We start from the raw sequence: 12,074 nt of genomic DNA, 5'->3' as shown, positions 1-12,074 counted from the left end.
AGATCCGGACCTTTTACGTCCAGCCATTAGAGATGGCTGCACGAGATTGACGCGTCGTCCGTCCGCATCTTCTTCTTCAGAAGGCGTGTCCGATGCGGCAGGCCACTATCGTCATATTGGCTTTTGACCGGTTAGCTGGCCGGTTGTTTTCTGTCTCGGCGCTTGAATGGAGCGTGCAGGAGTGAAAATTGGGAGGAAGTCGTATGAAACGAACTATTACGATGTCACTCGGGACTAGCGTGGCGGTTCTGACGATTGCCTGCGGAACCGGTATCGGGCTCGGCACCGGCGTGCAGGCGCAGGAGATCGATGGCGAAATGTCTTTTGCCTGGTGGGGCTCTCAAAGGCGCAACGAAGCCGTCATGGGTGTGGTCACTGCGTATGAGAAGGCTCATCCCAAGGTTAAGGTCCTGCCACAGCCCACCGACTTCTTCAATCACTGGGACCGGGTAACGGTACAGGCCGCTGCCGGCCGACTGCCCTGCGTGCCGATGATGCAGACCCGCTATCAGACGCGCTATGAGAATCTCGGTGCCCTTATGCCGCTCGACCCTCTGATCGCGGCGGGCAAGATCGATATCTCGGCCATCCCGCAGGATGTGGTCGACGGGCACCGCGGTGCTGACGGCAAACTCTACGTGCTGCCCGTCGGCCTATGGTTCGAGACCTTCCAGTATAACTGGCCGCAACTCGAACCCACTGGCGTTAAGGAGCCGGCCAACAATTGGACCTATGAGGATTACATTGAGTGGGCCGCCGAGGCGCGCCAGAAACTCGACAAGGACGTCTATCCGCTGACGCAGCTTGGTGGCGAGATCCTCCAGTTCCAGCAATTTGCCCAGAGCCGCGGCGAAGATCTGTTCGATGGCGACAAGCCCGGCTTCCGGGCGGAAACGTTGGCTGACTGGTTCAAGCTGTGGGACCGCGCGCGCGACGAAGGTCTGACCCCGAATATGGCGATGAGCGCCGAGGAGTCGGGCCAGGCCGTCCAATCTTTCATGGCGCAGGGGATCACCCTGTCCAGGACGGACGGCGACGTGACGGCGTCCGATCTGCAGGCGACGCTTGATGCCGTTGATGGTGGCTTCGTCAAGCAGGTCAAGCCGCCGAACGGCACCAATCCGCTGACCTCCGGCAGCAACTCACTGTCGATCTCAGCCAATTGTGACAATGTCGATGCAGCGGCAGCGTTCATCGATTTCTGGCTGAATGACAAGGATGCCGGCGTGGAGATGCGGTCGCGGGCGGGACTGACCCCGACGATGACCCTCCTGGAAGCGCAGGCCGTCGATCCGGCTTCACCGCCCATTTTGATCGACCGCATCAAAATGTACACCGGGTTTGCCGAGACTTATGGCGTTAACATCGACGTTTGGCCGGACAACACCCAGCACATGGTCCGCGAGTTCAAGAGCCTTTACGAACAGGTCGGCTTCGGACAGATGGAGCCTGAGGAGGCCGCAAACCTCTTCGTAGAGGATGTGCGGCGCTCGCTGGCCGGCGGTTAGTCAAACCAAACCGAAGAGTGCTTCGATGCCCCGGTCCACGACCAAAAGCCCCTCGCGTGTGCGGTTTTTACCGCTGAGCTCCCGCGCCCGCGAGGGCATTGCAGGTTACCTTTTCCTGCTGCCCTGGCTCATAGGTTTTATCTGTATCACGCTTGGGCCAATCCTGGCGTCTCTTGCCCTGTCATTCACCAATTTCAGCGGGTCGTTCGCACGAGCTGATTGGGTCGGATTTGACAACTATGTGCGCATGTTTACAGCCGACCGGGCGTTCTGGGGATCGCTTAAGGTGACGTCCCAGTATGTCTTCATCTCGGTCCCGATCCTGCTGATTTTTGCGCTGGCGGTCGCAATAACGCTGAACCGCGGGCTGAGCATGCTCGGTATTTATCGAACGATTTTCTATCTTCCCTCCCTCATCGGCACAAGCGTCGCAATAGCAGTACTGTGGCGCTACGTGTTTGGCGAGCATGGCCTGATCAACCACGTTCTTGACGTGTTCGGCATAGAGGGCTTCAGCTATATCGGCGACCCGCGTACGGCGCTCGGAACCATCATTGTTCTCAATGTCTGGACGTTCGGTGCGCCGATGGTCATTTTCCTGGCCGGACTTCGGCAGATCCCGACAGAGCTTTACGAGGCCGCCACTATAGACGGCGCCAGAAGCTGGCAGCGGTTCTGGCATATCACGCTTCCCTCGCTTTCGCCGCTGGTCCTTTTCAATGGCGTTCTCAGCATGATCGGAGGCTTCCAGGCATTTACCCAGGTTTATGTCGTCAGTGACGGCACAGGCGGGCCTGCCGGCTCGACACTGTTTTATACGCTTCTGCTTTATCAGCGCGCCTTCACTCAGTTACAGCTCGGCTATGCGTCCGCCATGGCGTGGGTGCTGCTCATTCTGATCGCTGCGATCACCGTGCTGTTCTTTCTCAGTGCCCGCTACTGGGTCCACTACGGAGATGAACAATGAGCGCGCCAAGTCCGACAAGGCCGCGGATGGCCGAAGCGATATCCGATCGCTCGACCGGGAAGAGCGGGTTGTCCCACTTGCCGGATAATGTTCGCACGATGCTGGCCCATACCGGCTTGCTGGCCACCAGTTTCATCATGATTTATCCGTTGCTCTGGTTGATGGCCTCGGCGCTCCGTGTCCCGGAGGCGATCTTCGTTTCGCCGGGACTTTGGCCAGGTGAGCATTTTACGCTCGAGAACTTCACCCATGGCTGGGAAGGGCTTGGTTTTGTAAGTTTCTCGACCTTTTTCATCAACTCGTTTGTTATCACCGGCTTGAGCGTCGTGGGCAATATCTTCTCCTGCGCGCTTGCAGGCTATGCGTTTGCACGGCTGAGATTTCCGTTCCGGCGAACCCTTTTTGCCCTGATGATGTGCACGATCATGCTGCCGTTGCATGCTCTGCTTATCCCGCAATATATTCTCTTCAGCACACTGGGCTGGCTCGACACGTTCCTGCCTCTTGTTGTGCCGAAGTTCCTTGCCACTGAGGCATTTTTCGTTTTCCTGTTTGTCCAGTTCTTCCGCGCCATTCCGCGTGAACTGTCGGAAGCCGCGCGGTTGGACGGTTGCGGCCATCTCCAGATTTTCCTGCGCATCTTCGTGCCGCTTTCGTTGCCCGCGATCGCGACCACAGCGGCGTTCTCATTCATCTGGACGTGGAACGACTTCCTGCAGCCGCTCATCTATCTCAACAGCCCGCAGAACTACACCGTGCCGATCGGTCTCTCGCTCTTTCTGGACTCCACGGCTGAATCCAACTTCGGCGCGCTGTTTGCCATGTCACTTCTGTCGCTGCTTCCGGTGATCGGTTTTTTCCTGTCGTTCCAGAGGTTGTTGGTGGCCGGAATAGCGACGACCGGGTTGAAGTGATGAGTAACGGAGGACCCAAATGACTGAAACGACTACCCACCCGGCGCCAGTGACGCCCGGACGGTTTGCAGGCCGCACCGCGGTGGTGACCGGCGGGGTGTCCGGAATTGGCAGGGCTTGTGTCGACCGGTTCGCCCGGGAGGGAGCCCGGGTGATTGCTATCGATCGCAACCGGACAGCCGCCGACGCCATGATGGCCGAGTTTCATGACGAAGAGGCAGATGTGCGCTTCCTGGAGCTGGATCTTTCCCGGGAAGAGGCGACGCGTCGGGCAGCCGAAACACTGGCTGATGACCTCGGTGAGATCGACATCCTGGTGAACTCAGCCGGTGTCGTTCATGTCGAAGGCCAGCAGAACAGCCCATTTGTTGAAAACGGGCTCAAGGGATGGGACCTCCTCGTCAACGTCAACCTCAAGGCGGTTGCCGTCCTTGTTCATGGCATGCTGCCCGCCCTGACGAAGAACGGAGCTTCCATCGTCAATGTCTCCTCGGAGTCCGCATTCAAGGCACGGCCCTACAAGTGGGTCTACGACATGACCAAAACTGGACTTTTGTCCATGACCCGGTCGATGGCTGCCGCGTTGGCAGAGAAGGGTGTGCGGGTGAACGCCGTAACCCCCGGTGGAACAATCACCGAGATGCATACAAATGACGCCGCCGATCCGGAGGCGATGCGCGAGCAAATGGGGAAGCTGAAGACGCCATGTCTTCTGGGCCGGCTGGCTCAGCCACATGAGATCGCCGCCGCCATCGCGTTTCTCGCCAGCGACGATGCATCATACATCACCGGGACCACGCTTCAGGTGGACGGCGGCCTCCAGAAACTTTCGTGACACGCCGAAGGGAAGAATAATGACAGCAGCAGCACCCATCGGCGTCGGACTTATCGGCCTTGGCAACAGCGGATGGTACTATCATGCGGAGGGCACACTGACGCGCCATCCGCATTACGAACTCGTTGCCGTGTCAAGCCGCACGGTCGAGCGTGCCCGGGCGGCCGCCGAGCGGTTTGGAGCAAAAGCTTATGATGACTGGCGTGCACTCATCGACGATCCGAAGGTGCAGTTGGTCGTCATTGCGACGCCGCACGACCTGCACCTTCCAATGACATTGGCTGCTGCTGCGGCCCGAAAACACATCGTCGTCGAAAAGCCGATGGCGAAGTCTACAGCGGAAACGGCCGAAATGATGGCTGCCGCCGACAACGCCGGGGTCGTGCTTTCCGTCTTCCAGAACCGCAGATGGGAAGAGCAGTATCAGAGTATTCTGGAAGTTATCCGCAACGGGGCCATCGGTGATGTGTGGCGCGTCGAGGAGCGCCGCATGCATCGCGGCAAATATGTGGTGGCGGGAGCGGGCTCACCGCACACCGGATCAGATCTGGCGGCCTGGGCGCACACCACGGATGGCGCCGGCGGCGTGACATACCTGATCTCGCCCCACCTGATCGATCATCAGATCCATCTGTTCGGGGGTGCGCCGCTGGATGTCTCCGCGGTTATGCACACTTATCCCGGCGATGTGGTGGAGCACTACGTCGACATCAGGATGAACTTTCCGGGCGGTGGTTTGTCGCGCATCGAAGTCTACCGGGAAGCCGTGGATGAACTGCCGGCATGGGTCGTGTCAGGGGACAGGGGCACCATCGTCGGAAGAGATTTGCGTAGTCTCGATATCCATCGGCCCGGCACGCCTCCGGAGCTCATCAGGGACTTGCCGGTGCTGCGGGGGTGCGATGCGTTTTATGACGGCCTGTTTCAGGCCATCACCGAGGGCGCACCGCCGCCGGTTGACCCACGCGACAGCGCTATCGGGGTCCGGATTATCGAGTTGGCCCACAAGTCGGCGCGATCCGGCGGTGCGCGCCAGGAGTTCAGCATCTAGAGCGCATGTTTGCAGGCGCTTAACGATATCTGAGGAGGAGCATCAAGTGCATAATTTGAAACCGGATGATTTTACGACCGATATCTTTGACTGGGGGCGGATCAAATGGCGTATCAGCCCCGACGTGACCGAGGGCGGCGCTACTATGACCGTGGGTGACGTCATGCTGTTTCCCAATAAGGGGCATGACCGCCACAATCATCCGGATGACGATGAGATGATCTACGTCATCTCCGGTCGCGGCCGGCAGATGATCGACGACAGGGAGCCCTTCGACATCGCCGCCGGCGACGTGTTCTACATTCCCCGCACGATCTACCATTCGACTGTGAACACTGGCTGGACCACGTTGCAATTGCTGGTGGTTTACACGCCGGGTGGCGCCGAGCGGGCGTTGCGCACCTTGCCGGACTACCGGGAGGCCGCCGTCGGCACTATACCAGATGTCGGTAACCTCGGTTGACTGTCCAGGGAGCGTGACATGCCCAATGTCGTGATGCTGGGTACTTTGGACACCAAGGGAGCTGAGTCCGCGTTCGTCCGCGACCGTCTGCTTGGTGGCGGTGTTGGGGTCACGGTCGTGGACTGCGGTATTCTGGGCGAACCCACCATACCGGCCGATGTGAGCCGGAACGAGGTTGCTGAAGCCGCCGGCAGCTCTATTGACGATCTGGCGAAGGCCGATGACCGTGGGACGGCCGTGGTCGCGATGGCCAAAGGCGCGCGGCGTATTGTCGCCGATCTTCACGGCAAAGGCGTGATCGGCGGCGGCATCAGTCTCGGCGGGACCGGTGGAACGTCGATCGCCGCAGAGGCATTCAGAAGCCTGCCGCTTGGCGTGCCGAAACTGATCGTATCCACCGCGGCGTCGGCCGACACGAGCGCCTATGTCGGCGAAACGGACCTGGTGCTGTTTCCGAGTGTCGTAGACATTGCCGGTGTCAATTGTATCTCGGCGCGAATCCTTTCAAATGCCGCAGCGGCGCTCGCGGGTATGGTGTTGTCTGAGCCGCCTGACATCGCAGCAGGGCGGCCGTTGGTTGCCGCCAGTATGTTCGGGGTGACGACACCCTGCGTGACCGAGGGACGCCGGCTGCTCGATGAGGCCGGTTATGAGGTTCTCACGTTTCACATGACCGGCTCCGGAGGGCGGACAATGGAGGCACTGGCAGGCGAGGGCATGCTGGCCGGGCTCCTTGACATTACCACGACCGAGCTTGCCGACGAGTTGGTCGGCGGCGTGTTTTCGGCCGGCGTTGGCAGGCTTGCCGCATCAACGCCGAATGCAACGCCGCGCGTCGTATCGCCCGGCGGTCTCGACATGGTCAATTTCGGACCAAAGGAATCCATTCCCGCTCGTTTCAAGAACAGGAACCTCTACGTTCACAATGCCAGCATCACGCTGATGCGAACCAATTGCGAGGAGTGCGGTGAACTCGGCAAGAGACTTGCGCGGCGCGTCTCAAGCCTTGAGGGGCCGTGCACTTTATTGCTGCCGCTGCTCGGAATATCGGAAATCGCGGTTGAGGGGCGCGTTTTCCATGATGCCGATGCCGACGAAGCCCTGTTTACGGCGGTGCGGGAACATCTTGACCGGGATCGCGTAAAGCTCGTGGAGATGGAGACGTATATCAACGATCCCCGATTTGCCGCTCGCGCCGTTGCCGAGTTGCAGCTTCTCTTAGATTCGACCAACAAGGAACAAGTCCATGGCGAGAATAGCACGATCCGAGATTCTTGAGCAGTTAAGGTCAAAGATGGCGGCAGGTGTTCCAATTGTTGGTGGCGGTGCCGGCACCGGCATAACGGCAAAACTTCAGGAAGACGGGGAGATCGACCTCCTGATTATCTACAATTCCGGGCGTTACCGTATGGCCGGCAGGGGGTCGCTGGCCGGTTTGCTCGCCTATGGCAACGCAAACGATATCGTGTTCCAGATGGCTCGGGAGGTGCTGCCTGTCGTCAAGCATACGCCGGTTCTGGCTGGTGTGAACGGCACCGATCCTTTCTACGATCCGGACGTCTTTCTGCCGGAGCTTGCGAGGCTGGGTTTTTCCGGCATTCAGAACTTCCCGACGGTCGGACTGATCGACGGGGTATTCAGGGCCAATCTGGAAGAGACGGGGATGGGATATTACAAGGAAGTGGAGATGATCGGGAAGGCGAGGGATCTGGAATTTCTGACCACGCCCTATGTCTTTTCCATGGAAGATGCGGTTGCAATGACAGAGGCGGGAGCCGATGTGATCGTCTGTCATCTCGGATTGACCACCGGCGGTCGGATCGGTGCCCTGACATCGCCGACGTTGGATGACTGCGTCGAGCGGATTGCCGATTGGGCCTCGGCGGCGCGTCGCGTCCGATCGGATATAATTGTTCTTTGCCACGGTGGGCCGATCGCCGAGCCGGCCGATGCGCAGGACGTTCTTGACCGGGCGCAAGGGTTGAACGGTTTTTTCGGAGCGTCCTCGATGGAACGGTTGCCGGTCGAAACGGCTGTAAAGGAGCGGGCACGCCAGTTTCTGAACATGTCGCTGCCTCAGGTCACGCGAGCAGTCTAACAACGGCCGGACTGAGAAAGATAAAACGCCGACCTAAGCACCTCAGTTTAATTGATTTTCCTCGATGAACTGCGGTGATATTCTATAGGAGGAACATTCAAATGATGGGAGAGCTAGTCAACACACATCGGCTGACCAGATTGCTTGGATCCTGGGAGGATTCGGACGGGACGTTGTCCAACAATCTTGCATCCGGTCTGCGCCTTCTGATTGAGAACGGTCAGCTTCCAGCCGGCTGCAGATTGCCGTCGGAGCGGCAACTGGCTGCGACGATGGGTTTGGCCCGGACGACCGTCGGTGCGGCGTTCGACGAATTACGCGATGACGGCAGCCTGAACAGCCGTGCCGGGATCGGCACCTTTGTTTCGTCAGCGGGCCGAACGGCTGGTGCGCGGGGTGATGCGAGGCTCCAGTCCTTCCTCGAGCGACGTATCATGGGCAGGGTCGATCTGCGCAGCGCAGCGGGTCAGGCGCTGCCGATGGTGGCCGAGGAACTGGGCCGGCTGTCAGCGGCGGATTTTGAGCCTCTGCTGGGTAATCACGGCTACTATCCGAAAGGGCTTCCGGCCCTACGGGAAGCGATCGCGCAATACTATGTAGCCGATGGCCTGGCAACGTCCGCCAGAGAGGTGATGGTAACAGCCGGTGCCCAACAGGCGGTTCACATCATCACCAGAAGTTTGATCGAAGCAGGTGATGTTATCGTCGTGGAAGAGCCCACCTATCGCGGTGGTATTGAATCGCTGCGTGCCGCCGGGGCGCGGCTTGTTTCGGTCAAGAGCGGTGATGAGGGGCTGGACGTCGGATTTTTTGCCGACGCACTGGAGAGACACAGGCCGAAGATGGCGCTCATTCTGTCAACGGTGCACAATCCCACCGGTTCCTGCCTGGAAAATGACAAGCGCTTGGAGATCGCAAGTCTTGCCGGGGAGTATAACGTCACCATCATCGACGATGCGTCGACGGCCGACACCTTGTGTCGTGACAACCGTCCATTACCGATTGCGGGTTTCTGCAGCAACACGATCACAATCGGGTCGGCGAGCAAGCTTTTCTGGGGTGGCTTGCGCATCGGTTGGATCCGCGCTCAGGCCGATGTCCTGTCCAGCCTTGTGGCGGCAAAGAGCGCCGAGGATCTCGGAACGTCCATCCCGTCGCAAATAGCTACCGAACGGCTGCTTAGGCGAGTTCCTGAAGCGCGCTGTCTAAGGCGGGCGCTTCTTGAGGACAGGTTGACCGAAGTTCTGGCGCGCCTGGCCTATCTGTTGCCCGACTGGCACGTCCACCCAAACCAGGGCGGCGCGTCCCTTTGGATCCAGCTGCCTAAAGGCCGTTCGGCTCTTGCTTTCGCCGAGCAGGCAAGACGCGCCGGCGTCGATCTGCTGGCCGGTCCGACCTTCAGCATCTCGAACGAATGCGATAATCACCTTCGTCTCGCAATCTCTGCCCCTAGGGAAAAGCTTGAGACAGGGCTGCAGCGTCTTGCTCATGTCTGGAACAGCTGGGCCCGCTAAAACCGGCGCGGGCCTTATGCGGCCTTTGACGTTTTAGACTGCTGCGAACGGCAGGCCACAAACGTCATATTGGCTTTTGACCGGTTGGCCGGCCGGCTGTTTGCTGTTTCCGGCGTTCAAAAAGAGCGCTGAGCGAAACAGGGAGGAAGTCGTATGAAACGACCAGTCACGATGTCACTGATGACCAGCATGGCGGTTTTGACGATTGCCTGCGGAACCGGTCTCGGCCTGGGCACCGGCGTTCAGGCCCAGGAGATCGACGGTGAAGTATCTTTCGCCTGGTGGGGTTCGGAAGGGCGCAATCGTGCCGTTTACGGCATGATTAAATCGTTCGAGGAAACCTATCCTGAGGCAAAGATCCTACCCCAGCCCACAGACTTTCTCAGGCACTGGGACCGGGTGACGGTTCAGGCTGCCGCCGGCCATTTGCCCTGTGTGCCGATGATGCAGACCCGTTATCAGACACGCTATGAAAACCTCGGCGTTCTGCTGCCGCTCGATGATCTGATCAAGGAAGGCAAGATCGATATTTCGGCTATCCCTGAGGATGTGGTCGAGGGGCACCGCAACGCCGACGGAAATCTCTATGTTCTGCCGGTGGGCCTGTGGTTCGAGACCTTCCAGTATAATTGGCCAAAACTTGAACCGACCGGCGTCAAGGAGCCGGCCAATGACTGGACCTATGAGGATTACATCGAGTGGGCTGCCGAGGCGCGCCAGAAACTCGAGGATGAAGATATCTATCCGCTGACGCAGCTCGGCGGCGAGATTCTCCAATTCCAACAATATGCTCAGGGCCGTGGCGAGGATCTCTTTGACGGTGACAAGCCCGGCTTCCGGACGGAAACGCTGGCCGACTGGTTTGAATTATGGAACCGCGCGCGTGAGGAACGCTTGACGCCGAATATGGCTATGAGCGCCGAGGAGCCGTCTGCGACCGTTCAGTCATTCATGGCACAGGGGATCACTCTCTCCAGGACCGGAGGCGACATAACAGCGTCCGAATTGCAGTCTGCGCTGGACGCTGTCGACGGCGGCTTTGCCCTGCAGGTAAAGCCGCCGAACGGCAACAACCCTCTGACCTCCGGCAGCAACTCGCTGTCGATCTCGGCCAATTGCGACAATGTCGATGCGTCCGCGGCTTTTGTCGACTTCTGGCTGAACGACAAGGATGCGGGCGTGGAGATGCAGTCGCGGGTGGGCCTGACGCCGACGGTGACCTTGCTCGACGCACAGGTCGTCGATCCGGCATCGCCGCCCACACTGGTCGACCGGATCAAGATGTATAAGGGGTTTGCCGATACCTATGGCGTAAACATCGATGTCTGGCCGGACAACACCCAACATCTGATCAACGAGTTCACCAATCTCTATGAGCAGGTCGGTTTCGGTCAGATGGAGGCCGAGGAAGCAGCTAACCTTTTCGTTGAGGATGTTCAACGCGCCCTGAACGAAGGTTAAAGCGATACCTGAGCGTCAGCGCTCCTTCCCCGTCGGCTGCCGTAACTGTTGCGGCAGTCGGGCTGGGAGGCGATGGAAAAAGGGACGGGACGAAGGCAGGAAATGTCAGAACTCACGTTGAAATCGATCTCCAAGAGCTTCGGAGATGTCGAGGTGATCAAGGGGATCGACCTCGAGATCGAACACGGCGAGTTTGTCGTTTTCGTCGGCCCTTCCGGCTGCGGAAAGTCAACCTTGCTGAGAATGATCGCCGGGCTTGAGGATATCACCTCAGGCGATCTCATTATCGGCGGGCTTTTGTGCAACGAAGTCGAGCCGCGAGACCGTGGCATCGCCATGGTATTCCAGAACTATGCGCTCTATCCACATATGAGCGTTTACGACAATGTCGGTTTCGCTCTTAAGATGAGCAAGACGCCCAAGGGCGTGCGTGACGGACGTATCCGGCAGGCTGCCCACATTTTGCAGATGGAGCAGCTGCTTGACCGAAAACCCAGGCAGCTCTCCGGCGGTCAGCGCCAGCGTGTCGCTATCGGTCGGGCGATCGTGCGTGAGCCGGACGTCTTCCTCTTCGACGAGCCCTTGTCCAACCTCGATGCTTCGCTTCGTGTCAGCATGAGACAGGAGCTTTCAAAACTCCACAATGAACTGGGCGCCACGATGATTTATGTCACACACGATCAGGTAGAAGCCATGACCATGGCGGACAAGATTATGGTTCTCGACGCCGGTACGGTGCAACAATATGGTTCGCCGATCGAGCTCTACACCAATCCAGCAAATCTGTTCGTGGCCGGCTTCATAGGTTCGCCGTCAATGAACTTTCTCGACGTGCTGGTCAAATCCGTGGAAGGCTACAAGGTCGTCGTCGGGGCGAGCGGAATTGGCGACACGACGGTGTCTTTGCCGACCGGTTCCAGGAAGGTGGAGGTCGGAGAGTTCCTCAAGCTCGGGATTCGCCCACATGCATTGAAACTTGACGCGACCGGTCCGGTAAAAGGAACAGTCGATCTGGTCGAACGGCTCGGACATGAAACCATCATCAACTTTCAGCTTGAGACGGGCGAGCCATGGATGGCTGTCCTGGATGGGGACAGCGCAGTTGAACTCAACCAGTCCGTTGCCTTTCGTGCAAGCGAGGAGACCTTTCTGCTTTTTGATGAGCATGGCAATAATACACGGTATGCGGCCCACGGTGGCCGACAGCCGCTTAGTGTCACAGGCACGTAAGTTACAATCGTGTACCCCGTGCGAGAAAAAAAG

At 58.9% G+C, this 12,074-nt stretch carries 11 protein-coding genes; all 11 read left to right on the top strand.

Going from position 1 to position 12,074, the window contains the following annotated elements:
* Positions 1-203 precede the first annotated feature (203 nt).
* Positions 204-1,508 (top strand): ABC transporter substrate-binding protein, encoded by a 1,305-nt coding sequence (locus tag OQ273_RS14060; RefSeq protein WP_267991124.1) that lies wholly within the window; start codon positions 204-206, stop codon positions 1,506-1,508.
* A 25-nt stretch (positions 1,509-1,533) separates the two neighbouring features.
* Positions 1,534-2,475 carry a carbohydrate ABC transporter permease gene (locus OQ273_RS14055; protein WP_267991123.1) on the top strand — a complete coding sequence of 314 codons (942 nt, stop codon included), beginning with the start codon at positions 1,534-1,536 and terminating at the stop codon, positions 2,473-2,475.
* Complete coding sequence (locus tag OQ273_RS14050; RefSeq protein ID WP_267991122.1) at positions 2,472-3,389, top strand: carbohydrate ABC transporter permease; 918 nt, start codon at positions 2,472-2,474, stop codon at positions 3,387-3,389. The genes OQ273_RS14055 and OQ273_RS14050 overlap by 4 nt, the downstream gene beginning before the upstream one ends.
* Positions 3,390-3,408: 19 nt before the next feature.
* Entirely contained in the window at positions 3,409-4,224 is an 816-nt protein-coding gene (locus OQ273_RS14045; protein WP_267991121.1) for an SDR family NAD(P)-dependent oxidoreductase, read from the top strand.
* A gap of 19 nt (positions 4,225-4,243) precedes the next feature.
* Entirely contained in the window at positions 4,244-5,275 is a 1,032-nt protein-coding gene (locus OQ273_RS14040) for a Gfo/Idh/MocA family protein (protein ID WP_267991120.1), read from the top strand.
* A 46-nt stretch (positions 5,276-5,321) separates the two neighbouring features.
* Positions 5,322-5,738, top strand: coding sequence for a cupin domain-containing protein (locus tag OQ273_RS14035; protein WP_267991119.1), 417 nt, complete (start codon positions 5,322-5,324; stop codon positions 5,736-5,738).
* An 18-nt stretch (positions 5,739-5,756) separates the two neighbouring features.
* On the top strand, positions 5,757-7,016 hold the full coding sequence (locus OQ273_RS14030) for a Tm-1-like ATP-binding domain-containing protein (protein WP_267991118.1): 1,260 nt from the start codon (positions 5,757-5,759) through the stop codon (positions 7,014-7,016).
* On the top strand, positions 6,985-7,836 hold the full coding sequence (locus tag OQ273_RS14025; RefSeq protein ID WP_267991117.1) for a phosphoenolpyruvate hydrolase family protein: 852 nt from the start codon (positions 6,985-6,987) through the stop codon (positions 7,834-7,836). Before OQ273_RS14030 ends, OQ273_RS14025 begins: the two co-directional genes overlap by 32 nt.
* A gap of 101 nt (positions 7,837-7,937) precedes the next feature.
* Complete coding sequence (locus OQ273_RS14020; protein WP_267991116.1) at positions 7,938-9,350, top strand: aminotransferase-like domain-containing protein; 1,413 nt, start codon at positions 7,938-7,940, stop codon at positions 9,348-9,350.
* A gap of 153 nt (positions 9,351-9,503) precedes the next feature.
* Positions 9,504-10,811 carry an ABC transporter substrate-binding protein gene (locus tag OQ273_RS14015; protein WP_267991115.1) on the top strand — a complete coding sequence of 436 codons (1,308 nt, stop codon included), beginning with the start codon at positions 9,504-9,506 and terminating at the stop codon, positions 10,809-10,811.
* Positions 10,812-10,913: 102 nt separating this feature from the next.
* Positions 10,914-12,041: an ABC transporter ATP-binding protein gene (locus OQ273_RS14010; protein ID WP_271292112.1), complete on the top strand. Its 1,128-nt coding sequence runs from the start codon at positions 10,914-10,916 to the stop codon at positions 12,039-12,041.
* Positions 12,042-12,074 lie beyond the last annotated feature (33 nt).

Origin of the sequence: Hoeflea prorocentri (genome assembly GCF_027944115.1) — a bacterium.
Classification (GTDB): Bacteria; Pseudomonadota; Alphaproteobacteria; order Rhizobiales; family Rhizobiaceae; genus Hoeflea_A; species Hoeflea_A prorocentri.
Note: the sequence above shows the minus strand (reverse complement) of the source record. Positions and strands in the feature narration are given on the sequence as shown.

Bases quoted from the DNA above. Each gene is read 5' to 3' on its own strand.
- OQ273_RS14060 (WP_267991124.1), top strand. From the start codon at position 204: ATGAAACGAACTATTACGATGTCACTCGGGACTAGCGTGGCGGTTCTG.
- OQ273_RS14055 (WP_267991123.1), top strand. From the start codon at position 1,534: ATGCCCCGGTCCACGACCAAAAGCCCCTCGCGTGTGCGGTTTTTACCG.
- OQ273_RS14050 (WP_267991122.1), top strand. From the start codon at position 2,472: ATGAGCGCGCCAAGTCCGACAAGGCCGCGGATGGCCGAAGCGATATCC.
- OQ273_RS14045 (WP_267991121.1), top strand. From the start codon at position 3,409: ATGACTGAAACGACTACCCACCCGGCGCCAGTGACGCCCGGACGGTTT.
- OQ273_RS14040 (WP_267991120.1), top strand. From the start codon at position 4,244: ATGACAGCAGCAGCACCCATCGGCGTCGGACTTATCGGCCTTGGCAAC.
- OQ273_RS14030 (WP_267991118.1), top strand. From the start codon at position 5,757: ATGCCCAATGTCGTGATGCTGGGTACTTTGGACACCAAGGGAGCTGAG.
- OQ273_RS14025 (WP_267991117.1), top strand. From the start codon at position 6,985: ATGGCGAGAATAGCACGATCCGAGATTCTTGAGCAGTTAAGGTCAAAG.
- OQ273_RS14020 (WP_267991116.1), top strand. From the start codon at position 7,938: ATGATGGGAGAGCTAGTCAACACACATCGGCTGACCAGATTGCTTGGA.
- OQ273_RS14015 (WP_267991115.1), top strand. From the start codon at position 9,504: ATGAAACGACCAGTCACGATGTCACTGATGACCAGCATGGCGGTTTTG.
- OQ273_RS14010 (WP_271292112.1), top strand. From the start codon at position 10,914: ATGTCAGAACTCACGTTGAAATCGATCTCCAAGAGCTTCGGAGATGTC.